General features: G+C 60.0%; 27 protein-coding genes and 1 tRNA gene. 12 read left to right on the top strand and 16 right to left on the bottom strand.

Features of this window, described 5'->3' with window-relative positions:
* Window positions 1-35 precede the first annotated feature (35 nt).
* The 9 genes from AC2FF7_RS14820 to AC2FF7_RS14780 all read right to left on the bottom strand — a co-directional run bounded on the left by AC2FF7_RS14820 (window position 36) and on the right by AC2FF7_RS14780 (window position 8,220).
* The gene (locus AC2FF7_RS14820; RefSeq protein ID WP_496905855.1) at window positions 36-2,369 is read right to left on the bottom strand and encodes a heavy metal translocating P-type ATPase; all 2,334 of its coding nucleotides are present in this window, start codon (window positions 2,367-2,369) and stop codon (window positions 36-38) included.
* A gap of 64 nt (window positions 2,370-2,433) precedes the next feature.
* The gene (locus AC2FF7_RS14815) at window positions 2,434-3,117 is read right to left on the bottom strand and encodes a TVP38/TMEM64 family protein (protein WP_496808647.1); all 684 of its coding nucleotides are present in this window, start codon (window positions 3,115-3,117) and stop codon (window positions 2,434-2,436) included.
* Between the two features lies 1 nt (window position 3,118).
* Complete coding sequence (locus AC2FF7_RS14810; RefSeq protein WP_496808648.1) at window positions 3,119-3,505, bottom strand: DUF302 domain-containing protein; 387 nt, start codon at window positions 3,503-3,505, stop codon at window positions 3,119-3,121.
* Between the two features lie 16 nt (window positions 3,506-3,521).
* Window positions 3,522-3,647 (bottom strand): hypothetical protein, encoded by a 126-nt coding sequence (locus AC2FF7_RS14805; protein ID WP_268888901.1) that lies wholly within the window; start codon window positions 3,645-3,647, stop codon window positions 3,522-3,524.
* A gap of 395 nt (window positions 3,648-4,042) precedes the next feature.
* Window positions 4,043-5,353 (bottom strand): Na+/H+ antiporter NhaA, encoded by a 1,311-nt coding sequence (nhaA, locus tag AC2FF7_RS14800; protein ID WP_496905854.1) that lies wholly within the window; start codon window positions 5,351-5,353, stop codon window positions 4,043-4,045.
* A gap of 287 nt (window positions 5,354-5,640) precedes the next feature.
* Window positions 5,641-5,775, bottom strand: a complete 135-nt coding sequence (locus AC2FF7_RS14795) for a hypothetical protein (RefSeq protein WP_263720905.1) — start codon at window positions 5,773-5,775, stop codon at window positions 5,641-5,643.
* Between the two features lie 105 nt (window positions 5,776-5,880).
* Window positions 5,881-7,518 (bottom strand): chaperonin GroEL, encoded by a 1,638-nt coding sequence (groL, locus tag AC2FF7_RS14790; RefSeq protein ID WP_496905853.1) that lies wholly within the window; start codon window positions 7,516-7,518, stop codon window positions 5,881-5,883.
* 44 nt (window positions 7,519-7,562) lie between these two features.
* The gene (locus AC2FF7_RS14785; protein WP_496905852.1) at window positions 7,563-7,850 is read right to left on the bottom strand and encodes a co-chaperone GroES; all 288 of its coding nucleotides are present in this window, start codon (window positions 7,848-7,850) and stop codon (window positions 7,563-7,565) included.
* Window positions 7,851-7,983: 133 nt separating this feature from the next.
* Window positions 7,984-8,220: a hypothetical protein gene (locus AC2FF7_RS14780; RefSeq protein WP_157707891.1), complete on the bottom strand. Its 237-nt coding sequence runs from the start codon at window positions 8,218-8,220 to the stop codon at window positions 7,984-7,986.
* A gap of 151 nt (window positions 8,221-8,371) precedes the next feature.
* Between AC2FF7_RS14780 and AC2FF7_RS14775 the strand changes: the two genes are divergently transcribed.
* Window positions 8,372-9,106: a Crp/Fnr family transcriptional regulator gene (locus AC2FF7_RS14775; protein ID WP_496905851.1), complete on the top strand. Its 735-nt coding sequence runs from the start codon at window positions 8,372-8,374 to the stop codon at window positions 9,104-9,106.
* Window positions 9,107-9,162: 56 nt separating this feature from the next.
* Here the strand turns inward: AC2FF7_RS14775 and AC2FF7_RS14770 are convergent, their stop codons facing one another.
* From AC2FF7_RS14770 to AC2FF7_RS14760, 3 genes are all read right to left on the bottom strand, one after another.
* Window positions 9,163-9,351 carry a hypothetical protein gene (locus AC2FF7_RS14770; RefSeq protein ID WP_496905850.1) on the bottom strand — a complete coding sequence of 63 codons (189 nt, stop codon included), beginning with the start codon at window positions 9,349-9,351 and terminating at the stop codon, window positions 9,163-9,165.
* A 213-nt stretch (window positions 9,352-9,564) separates the two neighbouring features.
* Entirely contained in the window at window positions 9,565-9,978 is a 414-nt protein-coding gene (locus AC2FF7_RS14765; protein WP_496668433.1) for a hypothetical protein, read from the bottom strand.
* Complete coding sequence (locus AC2FF7_RS14760) at window positions 9,975-10,559, bottom strand: hypothetical protein (protein WP_496905849.1); 585 nt, start codon at window positions 10,557-10,559, stop codon at window positions 9,975-9,977. The genes AC2FF7_RS14765 and AC2FF7_RS14760 overlap by 4 nt, the downstream gene beginning before the upstream one ends.
* 115 nt (window positions 10,560-10,674) lie before the next feature.
* On the opposite strand from AC2FF7_RS14760, the gene AC2FF7_RS14755 reads away from it, so the two are divergent.
* The 8 genes from AC2FF7_RS14755 to AC2FF7_RS14720 all read left to right on the top strand — a co-directional run bounded on the left by AC2FF7_RS14755 (window position 10,675) and on the right by AC2FF7_RS14720 (window position 16,318).
* Entirely contained in the window at window positions 10,675-10,989 is a 315-nt protein-coding gene (locus AC2FF7_RS14755; RefSeq protein WP_246162179.1) for a hypothetical protein, read from the top strand.
* Window positions 10,986-11,330 carry a hypothetical protein gene (locus tag AC2FF7_RS14750; RefSeq protein WP_073038017.1) on the top strand — a complete coding sequence of 115 codons (345 nt, stop codon included), beginning with the start codon at window positions 10,986-10,988 and terminating at the stop codon, window positions 11,328-11,330. Before AC2FF7_RS14755 ends, AC2FF7_RS14750 begins: the two co-directional genes overlap by 4 nt.
* Window positions 11,331-11,437: 107 nt before the next feature.
* A complete protein-coding gene (gene hflK / locus AC2FF7_RS14745) occupies window positions 11,438-12,505 on the top strand; it encodes an FtsH protease activity modulator HflK (RefSeq protein ID WP_496668429.1) in 1,068 nt (355 codons plus the stop codon).
* On the top strand, window positions 12,502-13,590 hold the full coding sequence (gene hflC, locus AC2FF7_RS14740) for a protease modulator HflC (protein ID WP_496905848.1): 1,089 nt from the start codon (window positions 12,502-12,504) through the stop codon (window positions 13,588-13,590). Before hflK ends, hflC begins: the two co-directional genes overlap by 4 nt.
* Before the next feature lie 219 nt (window positions 13,591-13,809).
* Window positions 13,810-14,289 (top strand): hypothetical protein, encoded by a 480-nt coding sequence (locus AC2FF7_RS14735; RefSeq protein WP_496905847.1) that lies wholly within the window; start codon window positions 13,810-13,812, stop codon window positions 14,287-14,289.
* A gap of 367 nt (window positions 14,290-14,656) precedes the next feature.
* Window positions 14,657-15,463 (top strand): transglutaminase-like domain-containing protein, encoded by an 807-nt coding sequence (locus tag AC2FF7_RS14730; protein WP_217626486.1) that lies wholly within the window; start codon window positions 14,657-14,659, stop codon window positions 15,461-15,463.
* Between the two features lie 128 nt (window positions 15,464-15,591).
* Window positions 15,592-15,729, top strand: coding sequence for a hypothetical protein (locus tag AC2FF7_RS14725; protein WP_198389299.1), 138 nt, complete (start codon window positions 15,592-15,594; stop codon window positions 15,727-15,729).
* 76 nt (window positions 15,730-15,805) lie between these two features.
* On the top strand, window positions 15,806-16,318 hold the full coding sequence (locus AC2FF7_RS14720; protein WP_496821965.1) for a hypothetical protein: 513 nt from the start codon (window positions 15,806-15,808) through the stop codon (window positions 16,316-16,318).
* 115 nt (window positions 16,319-16,433) lie between these two features.
* Here AC2FF7_RS14720 and AC2FF7_RS14715 read toward each other — a convergent pair whose 3' ends face one another.
* The 3 genes from AC2FF7_RS14715 to AC2FF7_RS14705 form a co-directional block, all read right to left on the bottom strand.
* Window positions 16,434-16,781: a hypothetical protein gene (locus tag AC2FF7_RS14715; RefSeq protein ID WP_157707882.1), complete on the bottom strand. Its 348-nt coding sequence runs from the start codon at window positions 16,779-16,781 to the stop codon at window positions 16,434-16,436.
* Window positions 16,782-16,863: 82 nt separating this feature from the next.
* Window positions 16,864-17,181 (bottom strand): HPF/RaiA family ribosome-associated protein, encoded by a 318-nt coding sequence (locus tag AC2FF7_RS14710; RefSeq protein ID WP_157707881.1) that lies wholly within the window; start codon window positions 17,179-17,181, stop codon window positions 16,864-16,866.
* A 376-nt stretch (window positions 17,182-17,557) separates the two neighbouring features.
* Window positions 17,558-17,631, bottom strand: a tRNA-Cys gene (locus tag AC2FF7_RS14705).
* Between the two features lie 227 nt (window positions 17,632-17,858).
* On the opposite strand from AC2FF7_RS14705, the gene AC2FF7_RS14700 reads away from it, so the two are divergent.
* The 3 genes from AC2FF7_RS14700 (at window position 17,859) to AC2FF7_RS14690 (ending at window position 20,821) form a co-directional block, all read left to right on the top strand.
* The gene (locus AC2FF7_RS14700; RefSeq protein ID WP_496848914.1) at window positions 17,859-18,512 is read left to right on the top strand and encodes a protein-L-isoaspartate O-methyltransferase family protein; all 654 of its coding nucleotides are present in this window, start codon (window positions 17,859-17,861) and stop codon (window positions 18,510-18,512) included.
* A 96-nt stretch (window positions 18,513-18,608) separates the two neighbouring features.
* A complete protein-coding gene (locus tag AC2FF7_RS14695) occupies window positions 18,609-20,027 on the top strand; it encodes a TolC family outer membrane protein (protein WP_480865923.1) in 1,419 nt (472 codons plus the stop codon).
* A 74-nt stretch (window positions 20,028-20,101) separates the two neighbouring features.
* Window positions 20,102-20,821, top strand: a complete 720-nt coding sequence (locus AC2FF7_RS14690; protein WP_480865921.1) for a hypothetical protein — start codon at window positions 20,102-20,104, stop codon at window positions 20,819-20,821.
* A 3-nt stretch (window positions 20,822-20,824) separates the two neighbouring features.
* On the opposite strand, the gene AC2FF7_RS14685 is transcribed toward AC2FF7_RS14690, so the two are convergent.
* On the bottom strand, window positions 20,825-22,041 hold a 1,217-nt coding region (locus AC2FF7_RS14685), incomplete at its 5' end, for a cobyric acid synthase (protein ID WP_496905846.1).

The raw sequence follows: 22,041 nt of genomic DNA, 5'->3' as shown, positions 1-22,041 counted from the left end.
TTTTCCTTTCGAGGTGCCATGTTTGGACGCGCGGGTCAGAGATCGACCCGCCTGAGCCGTAGGGCGTTGGTGATCACCGAGACGGAGGACAGGCTCATGGCCGCCGCCGCGATCATCGGCGAGAGGAGAAGTCCGGTGACAGGGTAGAGCAACCCGGCTGCGATGGGGACGCCAAGGGCGTTGTAGGCGAAGGCGAAGAACAGGTTCTGCTTGATGTTGCGCAGGGTGGCGCGCGCGAGCTTGCGCGCCCGGACGATGCCCATCAGGTCACCGCCCAGCAAGGTGATTCCGGCGCTTTCCATCGCCACATCCGCGCCCGTGCCCATGGCGATGCCGACATCCGCGGCGGCCAGCGCGGGCGCGTCGTTCACCCCGTCGCCCGCCATCGCGATCTTGTGGCCCTCTCGACGAAACTGGTCGATCAGGTCTTTCTTGGCTTCGGGCAGCACGCCCGAGCGCACCTCGTCGATCCCGAGTTTGCCCGCCACCGCCTGCGCCGTGCGCTCGTTATCGCCGGTCGCCATAATGACCCGCAGACCCTGGGCATGAAGTTCGCGGATCGCCTGCTCGGTGCTGTCCTTGATCGGGTCAGCGACCGCCACGATTCCGACGAGCGCGCCATCGAGAGCGACGAACATCGCCGTCTTGCCCTCGGCGCGCAGGGTGTCGGCCTTCGCCTCGGCTGCGCTCGTGTCCAGACCCATCTCCCTCATCATTGCCGCGTTGCCGAGCGCCACGGCACAGCCGCCGACCATGCCGCGCACGCCCTTGCCGGTGACAGCATCGAAGTCTGTGGCTTCCTCCCGCGGGGCCCCTTGTGCTTCTGCCCCCTCGAGGATCGCCTCGGCTAGTGGGTGTTCCGAACCGCGCTCCAGCGCCGCCGCCAGCGACAGCAGGGCGGCCTCGGGAACGTCCGCCAGCGCCACGGTGTCAGTCAGCTTCGGCTTGCCCAAGGTCAGAGTGCCGGTCTTGTCCACGATGAGCGTATCGACGGCCGCCATGCGTTCCAGCGCCTCGGCGTCCTTGATCAGTACGCCCGCCTGTGCCCCGCGTCCTGCTGCCGTTGTGATCGAGATCGGCGTGGCCAGCCCAAGCGCGCACGGGCAGGCGATGATCAGGACGGACACCGCCGAAGCGATCGCGAAGACCAGCGCAGGTTCGGGGCCGACGGTCAGCCAGACGATGAAGGCGACGACGGCTATGGCGACCACGGTCGGCACGAATACCGCCGACACCCGGTCAGCCAGACCCTGGATCGGCGCGCGCGAGCGGCGCGCGTTCGACACCATCGCGACGATCTGCGCCAGCACGGTGTCGGATCCGACCTTTCCCGCCTCCATAACCAGAGAGCCATTCTTGTTGATCGTCGCTCCGGTCACCGCATCGCCCGGGCCTTTCTCGACGGGCATCGACTCACCCGTCAGCATACTCTCGTCAAGCGACGACCGGCCCTCGATCACCGTCCCATCGACCGGGACCGCATCACCGGGTCGCACGCGCAGCCGGTCTCCCTCCATGATGTTTTCCAGCGGCGCGTCGTATTCGGTACCGTCTGGCAGGATACGCCGCGCCGTCTTTGGGGCGAGATCGAGGAGCGCGCGGATCGCATCCCCGGTGCGCTCGCGTGCGCGCAGTTCGAGAACCTGGCCCACGAAGACTAGTGTCACGATCACAACCGCCGCCTCGAAATACGTCCCCACGCCGTGCCCCATCCGATACTGTTCCGGAAAGACGCCTGGCAGGAAGGTGGCGACAATCGAGTAGAGGTAGGCCGCCGCCACGCCGATGCTGATCAGCGTCCACATGTTCGGGCTTCGGTTCACGATCGAGTCCCAGCCGCGCTTGAAGAACGGCAGCGCCGCCCACAGCACGATCGGTGTTGCCAGCAGGAATTCCAGATAGCCCGCAACCCGGTGCCCGATCCAGTCGCGCACCGGCAGCGCCACCAGTTCACCCATCGTCAGGATAATAAGCGGCACCGCGGCGGCAGCCGAGATCCACATCCGGCGTGTGAAGTCTGTCAGCTCCTCGCTGGGCTCGTCGGAGGGCACCATCGGTTCCAACGCCATGCCGCAGATCGGGCATGACCCCGGCGCATCCCGAACAATCTCGGGGTGCATCGGACAGGTGTACTGGACGTTGGCCGGTGCGGCCTTCTTTTGTCCGGCGGCCCTTCCCGAGGCATAGAACCACGGATCCGCCGTGAACTTCGTCTGGCATTTCTCCGAACAAAAATGGAAGGGCTCGCCCTGGAACTCGGCGTGACGTCCATCGGGCCTGACTGCAACCGTCATCCCGCAGACCGGGTCCTTCGCCGTCTCGGCCACCGAAGGCACGTCGGGCGACGCGTGGTTGTGATCGTGTTCCATGGTTGTCGGCCTTTCGGTTTTTTCTCAGCTTGCGACCTCCAGCGGTTTGAAGGTCAAGCCCTTTTCAATCTTGGTCGGGAACGCACTCTTCAGGCTTACTCCGCATCGCCACCCAGAGCAGCGGTAAGCCCGTCACGAGGCCGAGACCGAGCACTGCCCAGGTCGCTCGCTCAAAGTCTCCGCTGACCGCCTCACCCCCGAAATGGGCGAGCAGGAAGCTTGCCGGAATGATGCCGGCCAGCGTCGCGAGGGCGAACCGCCAGGCGTGCAGGCGGCTGAGCCCCGCAGCGTAGCTGATCATGTCGAAGGACACGAAGGGCATCAGGCGGCTGGCGAAAACCGTCGCCGTCAACGCGGTCTGCGAGCCGAGCAGCCCGGCATCGACGCGGTCACCAAAGACCCGCCGCAGGATATCATGCCCCAGAATCCGTGCGAGGCCGAACGCGATCAGTGCTCCGAGTTCCGCGCCGATCACGACCAGAACCGTTCCCCAAACATGCCCGTAGGCCGCACCGGCGGCCAACGCGATCGGCGCGCTCGGGATCGGACTGGCTACAACCGCGAGGGTCATAAGCGTGACGATGAGGACCGGCCCCCAGATCCCGGCGCGCGCCACCAGCATTTCCAGACGCTCGCCGCCCATCAGGCCGCGTGCCTGGTCAAAAGCAGAAGGCGCGAAAAGCCAGGCACCGAGCACGGCGATCCCGAGGATCGCCATCACCACGAGGATGATTGCGCGCAACCCCACCTCAGATCGAGGCAACGGCCTTCGCGAGAAGGTCTCGGACCTGGCCCGCAACAGCCGTAAATTCGCTGTTCTCGATCGCCTGCATCGACGCAACCGGGTCGATGGCGCTGACCTCGACGGCATCCTCGACCTCGCGCAGGATGACGTTGCACGGCAGCATCGCACCCACACGCGGCTCGATCCCGATGGCGTGATGCGCCATCTTCGGATTGCAGGCTCCGAGGATGCGATAGGCCGGCATCTCGACATCCAGCTTCTTCTTCATCGTCGCCTTGACGTCGATTTCGGTCAGAACGCCGAAACCCTGATCCGCCAGCGCCTTGCGCGCACGAGAGTCAATGTCGTCGATACCTGCGCCGGAGATCACGCGATTGATCGTGTAGGTCATTGCGAAGTCCTTTTTCCTATTTCCGAAGATATTTGATCAGCGCCGCTATGGCCAAAACCACCAGCACAAGGATCAACAGGCCGAACAGCCAGCCAAACCCCATCCCGAAACCCATTCCGAAGCCCATGTCGTTCCAATTCATCTTCTCGTCCTCCTAGGTTGCACCCCTAAGGGTCGCCCAATAAACAGCCCTCACTACTGCATGCGCAGTATAACATAGGCTCGGTGTCTGGACGGCGGGGCGCCCTGTCCGGCTTGCGCCTATTGTCGAAGAAGTTTGATCGGTGCCTCTATGGCCACGACCACCAGTACGAGGATCAGCAGGGCGCAGAGCCAGCCAAGGCCCATACCGGTTCCCGTGTCGTTCCAATTCGTGTTCCCTTCCTTACGGGCAGTTGCTGCACGTTGCGCTGCGTCGTCGGCTGTTGCAGCAACATTGGGCAGAAAAGCATCTCAGAACTGATCGGCGTCGACATCGACGATGGATAGTAAGGGTACATGAACGAGGTCGCGCAGCGCATCGGCTGTGTGTTTTCGTCACCTCATTCGCAATGTGAGCCAAATCAGAAGCGAGATGCCGAGTATCGCCGAAAGCGCCGATCCGCCGAGAATACCCAACTTTGCCGCATTCAGGACGTAACTGTCGAATGCGAGGTCTGCGATGAACAATGACATCGTGAAACCGATCCCAGTCAGAAAAGAGCCAGCCAGAATGAAAGGCCACGACAAGCCCGGCGCGAGTGCCGCTAGGCCGGATCGTACGGCAATCCAGCCGAACACGAAGACGCCGATCGGTTTTCCCAACACCAGGCCGACAATGATCGCCAGCGAGACCGGTTGTACGAAATCGACACCCTCAACCTTGATGCCGGCATTTGCCAGTGCGAAGATCGGCATGATTGCAAAGCCGACCCAGGGGTGCAGCATCATCTCGAGCCGTTCGACTGGTGAGAGCGACTCAGTGACCGCTCTGCCGGCTTGACGCAGGTCGCGGTGGCTTGCGGCATCTCCATGTCGACGATCGCCGGCCGGAACGGCGAGTACCCGCCCAAGGATTGCACGCAGGCGGGCATCGCTCACCCATATGCGCGTTGGCGTCATCAGGCCCAGAATGACGCCTGCAATAGTCGCGTGGACGCCGGAAGCGTCGAAGCATAACCAGACTGCCGCTCCCAGAAGGAAATAGACCGGTACGCTTCTGATCCCGAGGCGCGACGCGCCTGCGACGATACCAATCCCCAGAAAGCCCAATCCGAGAGCCGACCAGTTCAACGCCTCACCGTAACCGAAGGCGACCACAAGGATTGCGCCGACGTCGTCAAAGATGGCCAGAGACAGCAGGAACAATCGCAAGGTGGGCGGGATCCGGCTTCCGAAGAGCGCCAGGCACCCGATCACGAAGGCCGTATCGGTTGCCATCACGGTTCCCCAGCCATGTATGCCGGGCTGGCCGGACATCAGCACAAGATACAGAGAGACCGGCACGACCATGCCACCCAGGGCGCCTGCGAACGGCAGGGCGGCCTGTCGAGGGTTTCGCAATTCGCCCAGCACCAACTCGCGCTTGAGTTCCAGAGAAAGCACGAAGAAGAAAAGGGTCATCAGACCGTCGTTGATCCAGTGCCGCAGAGAGCGGGTGAAATCCAACGAGCCGAATGTGAGACCGATGGGGGTCTCCCAGAAACGCAGAAAGCCTTCTTGCCACGGCGAGTTGGCCAGCCCCAAAGCCAGCAGAACAGCCAGGAGCAGGAGCCCACCAGCTGCCGCTTCGATCTTCAGGAAGCGTGCGAATGGTTTCGTTATGCTGTCGGCTGCCTCGTGGGGCAGGCCTTGATGAGTATCGATCACGGGAGAAGCATACCTTTTCGGGTCGACAGAGTCTTTGTCATCGCAACGCGGATGCGTTGACCACGAGACGCAGTTGCCGGCGCCTCAGCCGCGTCGCGTACGGCTCAGGCGGCAAGCGTCCGGGCCCCCGCGAATGAAAGAAATCTCCGGTGCTTCTCGTCTCATAGGTGCAGCCTTGCGCAGCGGAAGCTCTGCCAAAGTGTTATGCGCGTCGTCTCCCGCCGCCATCAGGCTCCGTATTCAGTGATAGCCAATATTCACTGATAGCCAATCACTTGGCCCTCTACCTATTTCTTCTTGTGCTCGCCTAGATTGGTCAAGGTTTTGCCCTTCGTGAAGTCGGCTGTTGCAACGACCTTTTCCTTCACCTTCTTAGGCTTTTTCGCTTCGCGGTTGCCGCGTTGCTTGTTGCCTTTGGTCATTTCCGTTTCTCCTATTGTGAATTATTGTGCTGACTAGATCGGTGTTCATGTCCATCGGGAATGTGATTTCTCGTCCCGAGGCTCCTGCGCACAGGCCCCGCCCATTCACATCATTCCGCCCATTCCACCCATATCGGCCATTTCGTTACCGGCGCCGCCCTTTTCGGGCTTTTGCGCGACCATCGCCTCGGTCGTGATCAATAGCCCGGCAATGGACGCGGCGTTTTCCAGTGCGATCCGAACGACTTTCGTCGGATCGATAACGCCGGCCTTCAGCATGTCGACGTACTCCTCGGCTTGCGCGTCGAAACCGAAGCTCCGGCTGTCGTTCTCGATGACCTTGCCAACAACGACCGATCCGTCGACCCCGGCATTTTCGGCAATCTGGCGCAATGGTGCCTGGATCGCGCGCCGGACGATCTTGATGCCGGCATTCTGATCGCCGTTCTCGCCCTTCAGCGTCGCCAGCACCTTGCCGGCATGAACCAGGGCCACGCCGCCGCCGGGCACGACACCTTCCTGAACCGCAGCGCGGGTGGCGTTCAGCGCGTCGTCGACGCGGTCCTTGCGCTCCTTCACCTCGATCTCAGTTGCCCCGCCGACCCGGATCACGGCAATGCCGCCGGCAAGCTTGGCGAGCCGTTCCTGCAGCTTCTCCTTGTCGTAGTCCGAAGTGGTCTCCTCGATCTGCGCCCGGATCTGGTTGACGCGCGCCGCGATCGCGTCCTTGGCTCCGGCACCGTCGATGATCGTCGTGTCATCCTTGGTGATTGTGACCTTTCTGGCGGACCCGAGCATGTCCATGGTGACATTCTCCAGCTTGGTGCCCATTTCCACGGAAATCACCTGACCGCCCGTCAGCACGGCTATGTCTTCCATCATCGCCTTGCGGCGGTCTCCGAAGCCGGGTGCCTTGACGGCCGCAACTTTCAGGCCGCCACGGAGCTTGTTGACGACCAGGGTGGCCAATGCCTCGCCCTCGATGTCCTCGGCGACGATCAGAAGCTGCTTGTCGGCTTGGATGACCGCCTCCAGCAGCGGCACCATGGACGCAAGAGAGGTCAGCTTCTTCTCGTGAAGCAAGACGACGCAATCATCCAGCTCGACGATCATTTTCTGAGCATTCGTGATGAAATAGGGGCTCAGATAGCCGCGGTCGAACTGCATGCCTTCGACCACTTCGGTCTCGGTCTCCAACCCTTTGTTTTCCTCGACGGTGATCACGCCTTCCTTGCCGACCTTGGCCATCGCGTCGGCGATCTGCCGACCGATCTCGGCTTCCCCGTTGGCCGAGATGGCCCCGACCTTGGCGATCTCGTCGCTGTCGCCCACCGGTCGGGACATGGTCTTGATCTCGGCCACGACCGCAGCGACGGCTTTGTCGATCCCGCGCTTGAGATCCATCGGGTTCATGCCGGCCGCAACCGATTTCATGCCCTCAAGGACAATCGCATGGGCGAGTACGGTTGCGGTGGTGGTTCCGTCGCCAGCCTCGTCGTTCGTGCGCTGCGCGACCTCCTTGACCATCTGGGCGCCCATATTCTCGAAGTGGTCCGACAGCTCGATCTCCTTGGCGACGGTCACACCGTCCTTGGTAATGCGCGGCGCACCCCAGGATTTATCGAGAATGACGTTTCGGCCCTTGGGGCCGAGGGTGATCTTGACGGCATTTGCCAGCGTGTCGATGCCTTTAAGCATGCGATCGCGGGCGTCGGTACTGAAGCGAACTTCCTTGGCGGACATGGTGTGAGTTCCTGAGACTGAGGTTGATGTGAAAGGTTTCGGACTTAGGCGATCACGCCGAGAATGTCGCTCTCCTTCATGATCAGTAGATCTGCGCCATCGAGTTTGATCTCTGAGCCGGACCATTTTCCAAAGAGGATCCGGTCGCCGGCTTTGACGTCCATCGGGATGCGCTCGCCGTTCTCGCGTCTTCCGCCGGCACCAACGGCGACGACTTCGCCTTCTTGAGGCTTCTCCTTGGCAGTATCGGGAATGATGAGGCCGCCCTTCGTCGTCTCATCGCCTTCGACGCGGCGAACGAGCACCCGGTCGTGGAGGGGAGTGAATGACATCAATGTGCTCCTTGTCGAGGTTTCGTTGGCGAAACTGGCCTGGTCGAATGCATAGCTGCATTGCGCGCAAGTCGGCGGTATCCTATTCGGTCTCCACTCCGAGAATTCGGATCGACACCGCCGCCCGAGCGGTTCACGGGCGTCGAACAGAGTTCCCGCCAGCGATGATCGTGTTGATCATTTCGGCGACGGCCCGGTGCCTTTCCATTTCGAGTTCGGTACCGACCGCGTTCTCATGGGTCGCCGCGGCGTCGCGAAGAACCCCCACGATCTCGTGTTCCGGCAGCAACCCGCGATCGTTCATGGCAAGCAGGAGCGCCTCGCAGATTGATAGGGCGGCCTGGCCTGCATGTTCGCTCGCCGTGGACATCCGGGTTTCCTTCCTTGGCATCGTGAACCTGAGAGAAGGTGAGGCTCTAATACACGCGTACTTGTCGCAGAAAGTGCTCTATACTGGACTGATCCAGAGCAGTGTCCCGACCGATTCTCCGCTCTTGGTCCACGACAGTCGATGAGACCCCATGACATCAGTTGAACACAGCCCCCTTACCCGCAAGCTCTCGGCCTTCGTCGCCCTGTCGGAGGTCGAGCTGGCCGTGCTTGAACGACTGCATCAGCGTCGTCGTTCCTTCGTCGCGGGGCGTGATATGGTGCATCAGGGCCAGTCGGCTCAGGCCGCGTATATTCTGTCCGCGGGTTGGGTCTGTTCATACAAGCTGCAGGCCGACGGGACGCGGCAGATCGTCGATTTCCAGGTGCCAGGAGATTTTCTGGGATTGCGCAGCGTCCTGTTGCGCACGTCGGACCACAGCTTCGAACCCATCGTCGACATCGAGGCTGCGGAAGTCTTGAAGAGCGACCTGTTGGAAGCGTTCGCCCGGACCCCTCGCTTGGCGACCGCCATACTCTGGGCAGCGTCAAGGGACGAGGCGATGGTCGTGGAGCATCTCGTCGGGATCGGCAGGCGTGATGCTGACGCCCGCATGGCGCATTTCCTGCTGGAGCTGGGATCGAGGCTTGCGCTGGTGGGCATGGGGACTGAGGATGGGTATGATTGCCCGCTGACCCAGTATTACCTGGCAGATGCCTTGGGGCTTAGTGCGATTCACGTGAACCGCGTCCTGCGGCAGCTTCGCGAGAACGGACTGGTGACCTTTCGGGACGGCCGCGTGACGTTTCACGACTATGAGGGGCTGGTGGCACTTGCCGAGTTCGATCCGGCGTATCTGGATCAGAGCGGCCCGCTCCTGAAATGAGAGGGCCGCCCTCCGCAAAGCGAGGGGCGGCCAAGGTTTGCATCAGGTGTCGGATGTCACGAGAGCTTCTCGCTCGCCGCATCGAGTTCCTTGTTGGTCTCGGCGTCGTTCTTCGCCGTGTTCGCCTTCTCGGCTGCCTCGTAGTGCCTCAGCGCCGCATCCTTCTTCGGGCCGGCGGGCGCCTGGTCACACGCGGCTTTCACGGAGGTCATCTTCTCGGCAGTCTTGTTCTGTTCGGAAGTCATTGGAATTTTCCTTTCCTGGACGTTCCGAGAATAAGAAGCGTGCCGACATGCCGACACTTTAGGGCATCGACACGCCCACACGCTTCTCGGGTACTCGGAAAAATGCACCACCAAATATTCGGCGGGCACGTCTCATCTAACCGTGCCAGAGCCTCGCCGCACTGACGCAGGTTAGTCCCGGCGCCCGCGGCAGGTCGATTGCCTCTGCGGTTCTTAAATCACCACAGTTTGCTGGTGGGAAATCCTCAGCCAGGTGTCCTCATCGTTGAGGTACGTTGAGGCGCAAAGCGCTTTGTAGATCGGCACGTCGGTTTTTTCAGCCGAGACCCGGTAAGTGAGGATCGCGATGTCACCGCATCGCGTCACGCGCCGTTCGGCCATGACGACGGAACGCCAGCCGGTCCTTTCGCGAAGATGGGGCCAGATCTGGTCGCCCTGGAGGATGCCGGGCGGATAGGGGAAGACCATAACGGCGTTGGTTGCTGTGGTCGCCTGCGCACTGTCGGCGCCACTGGTCCAGAACTGTTCCTCCATGTCCCAGAGTTTGCCCTGTTCGTGTGGAGAAAGCGTACCGGACTTGTGCGCTGCATGGTCCGGTCTCCTCGCGGTCGCGGTTGAAACGGTCATTCGCCTGACCCCGACCCGCCAACCATGAACATCTGAAACAGCACAAAGATGATCGCGAGCACCGCCCAGATCGCTCCGCTTGTTCCCGGGCGGCCATCGGCCACCGTCGACGCAGTGCGCTGCAGGGCACCTGACGTCCGGCCTTCAGGAAGCAGCTGGCTCAAGTCTCGTGCGACCCTGCCATGATCGCTTGCGAGGGTGGGAACATCCTGAAACCGGGCAAGCAGCGTTCCCAACCGCGCGCGCGCGCCGTCGTGTCCTAGCGTGACCAGTTCAGCGGTTTCGTTCCATGGATCGAGACCGAGCCGCGCGAGCGTGGAGAGCACAGTCACGGCATAGCCGTTCCGGTCCTCGCCGACGGTAGCATGGAGAAACCGATCAAACTCGGGCGGGTGCGGGTTGAGAACATTGAGGTCGGCCATCGCCAATCCTTTCAAGGGTTGCAGGAACGCAGATCGCCCCTGTTTCCCAAAGGATACGCGCAGGTCGGTCTCGCCGCCCTTACACAGGTCAGTGCGGGCGACTGCCCAAAGGACGGGGTCGCAGCCGGTTCGGTGCCCGGGACTAACATGCGTCAGCACCAGTCGGACGATCCCGAGGTACAAGACACTAAATCGTTCGACTGGTCCGTCCCGGACTCCAAGGGGCCGTCAACAGTGGTGAGCGACGGATCTGCCAACATCGCGGAGACCAGAGATGAACATGCGGTCGACCAGATCGACGGTGACGTTTTCAAACCCGTTCACCTTGCCGGGATACCCGGGCGATTTGCCCGCGGGCGACTATGAGGTTCTCGTCGAAGAGGAGCTTCTCCAGGGGCTGAGCTTCGAGGCCTATAGACGGACGGCGACCTACCTGACGGTGCGCGGAAGGGGCGGTCATGCGGGACGTACCGAGTTACGGGCGATTTCCGACAGCGACGTGAAAGAGGCGCTGAGCCGGGATCGGGCCGCGACTGAGAAGAACAATCACGGCGAGGCGGCGCCTTCTCCGCAGGAGGACTTGAAATGAATACTCCCGAATGGCTCAAACCCGGCATCTATGGTGCCGTGATCGGTGCTGTCTTTGTCGGCGTCGTCGGATTTACATGGGGTGGCTGGGTGACCGGCGGCACTTCGAATGACCGGGCGGTGGCGATGTCCCGTAATGATGTCGTCGCCTCAATGGTACCGGTCTGCCTCGACATGGCGCGGTCAGACCCGGCTCGGGTGGACAAGCTTGCAACGATCCGGGCAGCCTCAACCTACCAGAGGCGCGACGCTCTCATGACAGCCGGCTGGGCGACGATGCCAGGAACCGATGCCCCAGACCGAGACATTGCGCAAGCCTGCCTGAAGGAACTGGAACTCTGAGGTCATGCTGTTCAGAGCCGACGATGTGATGGCGCAAAACGGTTCGCACCGTCAAACGCGCGAGCCAGGCATCGCACCGAGTGCCAAAACCGAAATAGGAGCTTGCGATGCCTTCTGATAACAATGGACCGGAAGATCGCGGACCTTGGAAAAACAAGCAGACCCGCGTTCCCCCTGAGGTTGACGCAATTCTCAGGCGGGGTCGGGATCGGCTGCACGGCATCCTGCCGGACGGTCTGCCACCGGTGAAGCGTCTTGCAATCGGGGCCGCCATTGCGCTTGCGGCGTTTGGGGCGTGGTCCTCATATTACACCGTGCCGAGCGACTCCGTCGCGATTGTCCAACGGTTCGGGAAGTACTCGGCCGAGGTCCCTCCGGGGCTGCACTTCAAGATCCCGTTCGGGATCGACGTGACCACGTTGGTCCCGGTCAAGCGCCAGCTGAAACAAGAGTTCGGGTTCACGACTCCGGGTACCTCCGATCCCTATCAGAGCCCGACGGACGGTCGCCGCGAGACCGAGATGGTGACTGGCGATCTCAACGCCGCGCTCGTGGAGTGGGTGGTGCAGTACCGGATTTCCGAACCCCGGAAGTTCTTGTTTGAAGTGCGCGAGCCAAGCGCGACCCTGCGTTACGTCTCGGAGTCCGTCATGCGCGAAGTTGTGGGAGACCGCACAGTCGACGAGGTGATCACCGTCGGGCGCCAGGAAATCGAAAGCGAAGCCCTGATGAAGATGCAGGCGCTCGCGACCAAATACGCGATGGGCATCAGCATCGATCAGGTACAGCTGAAGAACATCAATCCGCCCCAGCCGGTTCAGGCCTCGTTCAACGAGGTCAACCAGGCACAACAAGAGAAGGAGCGGATCATCAACGAGGCCCGCCGCGAATACAACCGCGTCATACCCCTGGCCGAAGGCGAAAAGGACCAGCGCATCCGCGAAGCCGATGGCTATCGCTTGAGGAGGATCAATGAAGCCGAGGGCGATGCGGCACGCTTCACGGCGCTCCTGACGGAATACCGTCTGGCGCCCGAAGTTACCCGGCGCCGGATCTACATCGAAACCCTGCAGGATGTTCTGCCGGGAATTGGCTCCAAGATCATTGTCGACGGGTCCACGGCAAGCATCCTGCCGCTTTTGAACCTGGATCGACAGACAGGAGAGCAACCATGAAGACCATTTCGACCATTACCGCCGGGATCGCCGTCGCCGGTCTCGCCGCTGCATCATCCGCGATCTACACGGTCGGGGAGGTGGAGCAAGCCATCATCACCCAGTTCGGCAAACCGGTCGGCGCGCCGATCACCGAGGCCGGTCTTAAGATAAAACTCCCCTTCGTTCAGGAGGTTAACCGGATCGACAGCCGGGTTCTGGAGTGGGACGGCTCGCCATCGGACATGCCCACCAAAGACAAGCTCTATATCTCGGTCGATCTCTTCGCGCGCTGGAAGATCACCGATCCTCTGCAGTACTTTCTGCGCCTGCGCGACGAGCGCAGCGCCCAGTCGCGCCTCGATGATATCCTCGGTAGCGAGACGCGGAACGCCGTCGCCAAGCACGAACTCATCGAGATTGTGCGCACGACCAGGGGCCGGACGCCGCTTCGGGACACGCTTCTGACTGATCAGGAGCTTGCGCAGGACATTGGCGCACTGGTTCCCATCACGAAGGGGCGGGCGCTGGTCGAGCAGCAGATCTTCGAGGCGGCGGCGGAGAAGGTGCGCGTCTTCGGGATTGAGCTTCTCGACATTCGTTTCAAGCGCATAAACTACAATGAGAGCGTGCGACCCAAGATCTATGACCGCATGATCTCGGAACGCCGGCAGATCGCCGAAAGATTCCTGTCCGAAGGCAACGGTGAAGCGGCCCGTATTCAAGGCAACAGGGTGCGGGATCTGAACAAGATCCAGTCCGAAGCCTATCGCGCTGTCGAGGAAATCCGCGGTGCCGCCGATGCCGCAGCAGCAGTAATCTATGCGGGCGCCTACAATGTCGATGCCGTTTCGGTCGAATTCTACGATTTCACCCGAACCATGCAGGCCTACGGCGACATGATCTCGGATGACACGACGCTTGTCCTGACGACGGACAGCGATCTGTTCCAGTTCCTGCGCGGCATGCAGGGCGAGGCAGACCCCGTCCGCGATCCGGGCAGCGTCCCGGACGACGGTGGCGTGGCATCAACCGGCAGGGCCCGACCAGCGCAAGACCCCTCGACGCCAATCGTGACACGCACAGATGTCGAGCTGGGGCAATAGTTTCTTGGTCATGGCACGTGGATTGCCCAGGCTTTTTTCCGCTTCCAAGCGAGACACACCCACTTAATTTCCGTGCCCCTAATCTGCGTCAGCACACGATTTGCGCTTGGCTGGTAGGTGTATGGCAAGAGTTGGATCGCGACGAGGCGAAGGACTGCCTGCCTCGCTCGAACACACGACATCCAGCGTCGAACCGCGCAGCGAGGAGGACAATACGCTATGACATCAGTGAAACATCTAACCAGGACGGCAGCAGAGACGACCGATCTTGAACGGCGCGTGTTGGCCCATGAACGGATTCTGCAGGCCCTGATCGCTTACATGGCACGTACCGAGCCGCGTTTCGTCGACCACCTCCGAGAACGGTTCGTAGAACCGATGAGATTGACCCAGCACGAGCATGACCACCGCGAAACCGACGACTACGCGGAAGAATTCATTCGCGCCGTGATGCTTCTCGGAGAGGAGCGCGCGCCCATCGCGAAGGAGTCGAAATTGACCGACAAGAAACCCGTGTCGGCGAAAGGCAGAGGAGAAAAGGGGGCTTCCATGAACTGGCCACCGCACCGCGGTGGAGTTCAGGTGCGCGAAAGGAACGGCATCTGGGAGGTGGAGGTCGATGGCAAGTTCCGCGGCGACTACCACCAGAAGGAACATGCTCTTGCCGCTGCGGCCCTGCACAAGTTGTCGCCCCGATGACCGGTCGTACTCATCGGACAGTTCCGCCGGACTTCGCGATCCAGGTGGCCGAGAACGAAGGAATGCCATCCAGATCGAATTCCAGGGGCTCCCCGCCGCCGCCCGCGCCCACGCGACGGCTGACTGGAACGCTCACGCTTGGGCTATCGAAGACTCGCGCTGCAACCGGCGGACTCTGGTCCGCCAAGGAGCAAGCGGCGATGAGACACCCGCTGGCAAGGTTGATCTCGAGGCTGGCCATCGTGGCTGGAGTGATAGCGTCCCTGGCCTTCCCCGTCCTTGCGCAGGATGGCACCGGCCCGATGCCTCGGAACGCTCATCCTTGCAAGATACTCATGACATGACCAGGCGCGGCCGTGTGTCTGGCATGCGGGTCAGCATCGGGTGTCGTCTGCGATACAGCTTCCCGCAGCCGACGCCGCTGATTGCGATGCTGAACGTCCACTACTCGCGCTTTGGCGATCTGGAGCGTGCCGATTACCTCGTGACGTCGCCAAGCGTGCCGCTCGAAAGCTACCGCGACGGCTTCGGCAACTGGTGTACGCGCCTCCTGGCTCCGGCGGGCGACTTCGCGCTGTCAACGGATGGCATCTTCCGCGACTATGGCCGACCCGATCCCGCGTCCCCTGGCGCGCAGCAGCACGCGGTCCAGGATCTGCCTTTCGAGACCCTCGTGTTTCTTCGGGGCAGCCGGTATTGCGATACCGATCTTCTTTCGGAGGAGGCGTGGCGTCTTTTCGAGACCACGGACCCGGGATGGTCACGCGTTCAGGCGATCTGCGATTTCGTGCATGGGCATGTCCGCTTCGACTACATGCAGGCGAAAGCGACGCGCACCGCATCGCAGTCAATGGCCGAGCGACAGGGCGTCTGCCGTGATTTTGCTCACCTCGCCATCGCCTTGTGCCGCTGCATGAATATTCCGGCACGCTACTGCACCGGATATCTGAGCGACATCGGTGAACCTCTGCCTCATCCGCCCGGGGACTTTGCGGCGTGGATGGAGGTCTTTCTCGCTGGTGAATGGCACATGTTCGACCCGCGGAACAACAAGCCTAAGTTTGCGAGAATTCTGATCGCGCGGGGCCGCGATGCCGCTGACGTCCCTCTGACCCAGACATTTGGTCAGAACACGCTGACGGAGTTCAAGGTTTGGACTGACGATCTGGTGTGATCTTTGTCTTCTTGGCGGCGCGCCATCGTAAATCGGGTCGTCAGCCCCCATATAGGTAGTACCGATGCCAGGCATCCCGGTCCGACATGGACGAGGAGTTGGCGTCGGCCAATCAAAGGATCGATGATATGTCCTTCAAGGACCTGACCGCCAGGGCTGCGGCCGCAATGAAGCCGAAGCCCGCGGAGACCGCGAAGACCCCAGCCAAGGAGAACGAGTCGAAGGCCGCCGGCGAGGATGCGCTAGCGAAATCCAAGACATCTTGAGACGTTCACAGGCCACGCGCCCCATTCTTAACTGGGGCGCGGACCACCCGCAGCAACAAGGGAGAGGATCACGCCAATGGAAGAACTGACGAGCAAGACCGTTGCGGTTTTTTCCCGACCGTTCACCGTTCCAGGCTTTGACGAGACGCTCCCGGCGGGAGAGTACGAGATCGAAACGGAGTTGGTTTCACCCCCGGATCAACAGAATCCTGCAGCCTGGAAAGCCTCAGTCCTGGTGAAACTTCATCCCCGGACATCGCATCCGGGGCTTGCGCGGTCTCTGACCCTTTCCCTTGCCGATCTGGACTATGCCCGCGCCAGGGACAAGCTGACGGGCAGAGCGTTGTCCGACTTCTTCCTTGAGGAAATGCTGGCTGATCCGATGGTGCGCCTCGTGATGGAGGCCGACGGGGTCTCTGCAGCACATATGCGACATCTCTATTCGGGGCGCCGGACGCCCCAGTCTGACAGGGATGTCCTGGACCGGAACCCGGCGCGTCTAGGTGCACGTGACATGGCGTCAATCCATGCTGCTGAAAACGAGGGCATGCCTCCACGACCGACAGGGACGTCGGCTATGGGAGAGTGAAGACCACGTGGAAGTACTCAACCGGCAGCAAGTCTTCGTCCTGTGCCCTAATCGGACGTTGACCGTTCGGAACGTCGCAGTCGCACAGCAAGCCTGTACAGCGGCCGTGGAACAGTTATGCTATGGGGCTTTGTTGGTGCAAAACTCGAAGCCATTTGCCTTCATCCCGCAGGTAGGTGGAAGTGCAAAGGGCTTCGTAGATCGGTGTGTCCCCGCGTTCTGCTGAGACACGGTAGGCCAAAACGGTAACATTCTTTTCTTGTTTATAGTAGCGCTCCGAAAATACGACGGACCGCCACCTCTGCGCGACTAAGCTCTCGCGCCACACAGTGTCGCCTTGAAGTATTCCCGGCGGATAAGGGAGAACAAATACGGCGCCCTTTGTCGTCATCTTCCGCGCATTGTCAGCGCCTTCCGTCCAAAACCGCTCTTCAAGTGCCCAAAGCTTGTCTTCGTCTGTCATAATCTAACTCCATCATTGTCAGATGCCTTATTGCCCGAGGGTGTAGATCGATCGGTGAAATGAAAGATTGATGCCGAATATGTTAGCGACGGTCCGTTAGTTTCCCGAGAGTGCTTTCTAGTGCGCTTTTCATCTTGCCGGCTGCGCCCCTCGTTGCCTGTTCTAAACTTGAGGCCGAATCCGTGACGGCCATAGGCTGCTGGCCTTTGAGCCGTGCTTCCAGAACACATTTTATATCATCTGGGCCGGACTTGTCGGCGTTGGCATCACTGAGATGGACCTCGATTCTGGTTATATGTTCTGCAAGGTAGGCCAGGTCGTTCTGTACCAATCCCGTAATTTGGGCCGTGATGGCTTCACTCCCCTTGATGCTGTTATCTGTACTGACTTCGATATGCATTTTGGCGTCCTTCGAAAAATCCCAAAAAAAGAAAGGGATAACGTTGTGGAGCTTACAACTCTATCACGACAGGCAGCGCCGTGCGTTGCTTTGAATCAAATGTCGGGCCAATGGAGCTTCCCTGATGGCAGGTTTGTCCTGCACCGGACATTCGTTTGTTTCTCGATCAACGGCAGGGATGCTGAGATATTGCTTAAGAAGTCTGTGTGTTGGTCCTTTGTTTGCCCGTCAAGAGAAGGCAATAGCCTCGATTTTTCACACATGCGCTTTCGTTGCGAGTTAGAGCGGCAGGGGCGGCTCGGCGCTATAATTTCAAATATCCGTGTTTGAAATTCACGTATAGCTACAAGAATTCGGCTAAGTGATTGTTTTTAAATGGAGGCGAGTACCGGAATCGAACCGGTGTACACGGATTTGCAATCCGCTGCGTCACCACTCCGCCAACTCGCCTTTTCAAGTAAAATCAAATACTTGTCGTGGTGTGACCGGCGTTTTAGCAGCTTTCGTCTGGGGCGTCCAGAGGGGTGGGCGCAAATTTCAGTCTGCTTATTTGTCACAGCAGTGCTCTTGTCCTGAATTATTGCCTGATATCGTAAGTTTGAAGGCACTGAGGCGTTGCCGGTTTCTTCTGGATATGGCACAAGCCACGCACACTAGGGAACAGAACGAGCGATCCAATGACAGATTTCGCAGCCCGTCGCCGTACAATGGTTGACACGCAAATCCGACCCTCTGACGTCACGAAATTTCCTATCATCGACGCGATGCTTACCGTCCGGCGCGAGAATTTCGTCCCGGATTCGCAGCGCGAGGCGGCGTATGTCGAGGAGCTGATCGACCTCGGGAACGGTCGCTGTATGCTTGAACCCAGAACTCTGGCTAAGATGCTGGATGTGTTGAATATTTCCAATGATGAAGCCGTGTTGGATATTGCTCCGGCCATGGGGTATTCGACAGCAATTGCAGCGCGGATGGCCGAATTGGTCGTGGCCGTGGAAGACGACGAAGACCTGGCAGCAGAGGCTCAGACCATTCTTATGGACGCAGACGCCGACAATGCCATCGTCCATGTCGGGCCGCTCGAGCAAGGCGCGACCGAGCATGGGCCATACGACGTGATCATGGTGCAAGGAGGGGTCGAGCAGATTCCGGACAGGCTGATTGATCAGTTGAAAGACCACGGTCGAATTGCGTGCGTGTTCATGGAAGGTGCACTGGGCACCGTTCGGATCGGTCATAAGTCGAATGGCCGTGTGACCTGGCGTCATGCGTTCAACGCCAATGCACCGGTTTTGGCGGCATTTTCCACAGAAAGTGTATTTTCGCTATAATTCCGTGATAGTTTTTTCTGTCGCCTTGATTAGTTGAAAACAAACACGCAAACTGTCGACAGGGCAGCGTAATTTTTGATTTGAGAGGATTTCGTGATGAGTTCCAAAGCGGGAGGTAAACTGGTCAAGGCGATGGCGCTGACGGCCGGAATTGCGCTTAGTGTTTTACCCGGGCGGTTCGCCTGGGCGGATAATCTGACGGATGCGTTCATCGGGGCATACAATACGAGCGGGTTGCTCGAGCAGAACCGGGCTTTGCTGCGTGCTGCTGACGAAGACGTTGCGATTGCGCTGGCAGCTTTGCGGCCGATCATCAACTGGACCGTGCAAATCAGTCAAGACTACACTCGCTCGACTGTTGATGACGTTGTGAACCGTCAGGAACCGACTAACTTCTTTACCGGCCTGACGTTGAGCCAATTGATCTATGATGGTGGTTTTTCGGTGCTGGGCAAACAGTCTGCGCAAGAAATCGTTCTGTCCACGCGTCAAAATCTGATTGATATCGAACAAGCCGTTTTGTTCCGGGCTGTGAACGCTTATCTGGATGTAGTTCTTCAAGAAGAAACCGTCCAAATTCAGTTAAACGATGTCGAAGTCTCGGCCGAAGAACTGCGTGCGTCGCAGGACCGATTTGACGTTGGTGAAGTAACTCGTACTGACGTGGCGCTGTCCGAAGCACAGCTTGCCAGTGCACAGGCAGAACTGGCGGTCGCGCGCGGTAACCTCAGCACCGCGCAGGCCGAATATGTGAACGCTGTTGGTAATGCCCCCGGCGCTACGGCGGGTCAGCCCAATTTGCCGAGCCTTCCCAATTCAGAATCTGAGGCCATTGCTTTTGCGCAACGCAACCACCCGGCGATCTTGTCCTCGCAGCATGAAGTGCGCGCTTTTGATCTGCTGGTTCAGCAGCAAAGGGCCAATCTGGGTCCGAACGTGTCGCTGAACGCCGATGCGGGTATCACCGAAAGCTTTGACAATGATGATGACCTCGAAGATGCAACGATCGCGTTGAACTTCAACCAACCTATTTACGCCGGCGGTGCGTTGGCCGCTCAGGTCCGTCGCGCTATGGCGACACGTGATGCATCCCGCGCCAACTTGCTAAACGTCCAAAAGGACATCACTCAGGGCGTTTCGGCATCTTACGCCAACTTTCAGGCTGCAGCGGCTAGCCTTCGGGCCTCGACAGAACAGGTTCGGGCCTCGCAAGTTGCCTTTGATGGCATCCGCGAAGAAGCAACACTGGGTGCTCGGACTACGCTGGACGTGCTTAATGCGCAGCAAGATCTGCTGGATGCGCAGTTGAACGAAGTTGCTTCGCGCACTGAACGGTCGCGGGCGGCATATCAGCTGCTGCAAGCGCAAGGCTTGCTTACCGCTGAACGCCTGGGTCTTGCGGTGCAGATTTATGATCCGACGCTTTATTACAATCTGGTGAAGAAAGCCCCAGCACAGGTTAGCAGGCAGAGCAAGGATCTGGATCGCGTCCTCAAAGCATTGCGGCGTGATTAAACGCCGCGACTATCTGTTGTGAGGTTGAAAGTGTTTGGCTACACTCAATCCTGAGGAAAGAGTGGTATTCAAGAATGTCGGACAATGTCGCAAACGGGAATGTAGAGGACGTCCTGTCCTCTATTAAGCGGTTGGTAAGCGAAGAAGGCCGCAAAATCCCGGATATCATGCAATCCACTCGTGCGCGTAAGCCTGGCCGGTTGGTTCTGACCGATTCCTTACGCGTAAGCGAATCCCAAGGTGATAAGGAAACTCCGTCTGATACGAAGGTATCAGGCTATGCGGCCGAGGTCTCTGTGAAGCCCATGGTTCTGCGGTCGTCCGACGCAGTGAAAGAAAACGAGCCACGCATTGAAGAGCCAACAGATCACGTAAACGATCCTGTTGAAAGCCTGAGCTCGAAGATCGAAGCGCTGGAGGCGGCGATCGCCAAGACAGAGGATCAGTGGGAACCCGACGGTGAAGGTCAAGATGCCTATGCTGGGACCTTGACTCAGTCGTTGAGTTGGCAGGCCGAGGCCGACGAAGACGAACCAGTTGCCGCTGACGCACCGCTCGTCTCGGAAACCAAAGCCACTTTCATCCGCGATCCGAAGGTGACGGCGAAGGCTGACCCGGTGCAAGACGTTAAAACGGAGCACACACCGCTGGATGAAGACGCGCTCCGGGACTTGATCGCACAGGTGGTTCGTGAAGAACTGCAGGGCGTATTGGGTGAGCGGATCACGCGCAACGTTCGCAAACTGGTGCGGCGCGAAATCTACCGCGCGCTGGCGGAACACAAGCCCGACTAACGCTCACGCCCTGCGGGGTGTTTCGGCCAGCGAAAGCAGTCGGTCCAAGTCCATGTTCTGTTCCAAATGATCGGCCAGTGCGTCCAATGTCTTGTCGACACCGTCCTCATAGGACAGATCGGAAGTTACGCCTAGTTCCGACAAATACCGCGCGCGGAACGCATCTGATGAGAATATGCCGTGCAGGTAGCTGCCGCGGATGCGTCCGGTTGTATCAGTGGCACCTTCGGCGCGGCCTGCAACCTCGAGCCAGGCACGCGCGCAATCGGGGCCATCCGTGCGACCCATGTGGATTTCGTATCCAGTTACCGGCTCGTGTCCCGGTAGGGCGCGCGCCGTTCGGAGTGTCACTTTTTTCTGTCCGACCATGACGGTCTCAACATTCAAAAGACCCAAACCTTCGACAGTACCGGGTCGCCCATCCACGCCCTCGGGGTCAGAGATGATCTTGCCAAGCATCTGGTAGCCGCCGCACAGACCCAGCACATGCCCCCCGCGCCGCACATGGGCATAAAGGTCAACGTCCCAACCCTGTGCGCGGAAATAGGTCAGATCACCGATGGTGGATTTGCTGCCGGGCAAAAGCACGAGGTTCGCGTCACCGGGTAGGGGGCGACCAGCTGGAATGACCTCGACCGTGACGCCGGGCTCGGCAGACAGCGGGTCCAGATCGTCGAAGTTTGCCATGCGTTCCAGTTGCGGGACTACAACTTTGCATGCCCCACCGGTGTGAGAGCGGATGTCCATCATGTCTTCGGCGGGCAGCTTCCAGGCGTCTTGGAACCACGGCACGACGCCCAGGCATGGCCAACCGGTACGTGCGGCGATGTCATCGCGCCCCTCGTCGAACAGGGACACATCGCCCTTGAATCGGTTCACTGCAAAGCCCTTGATCATCGCAAGGTCACCGGCATCCAGCACAGCCTGCGTGCCCACGATCTGCGCGATCACGCCGCCGCGGTGAATGTCGCCGACCAGCACTACGGGTACGCCTGCAGCGCAAGCAAATCCCATATTGGCAATATCACCCTTGCGCAGGTTGGTTTCAGCCGGACTGCCTGCGCCCTCGACCAGGACAAGGTCGGCATCACCGCACAAACGGTCAAAGCTTTCCAGCGCGGCGCTCAACAGCTTGAATTTGTCCTTGCGGTAGTCACCCGCCTTCATCGTGCCCGCCCTTTGACCCTGAACGATGATTTGAGCACCGGTGTCGGTTTCGG

This window comes from Ruegeria sp. YTSC325 (genome assembly GCF_059609525.1).
This window is presented reverse-complemented; position numbering and strand designations above follow the sequence as displayed.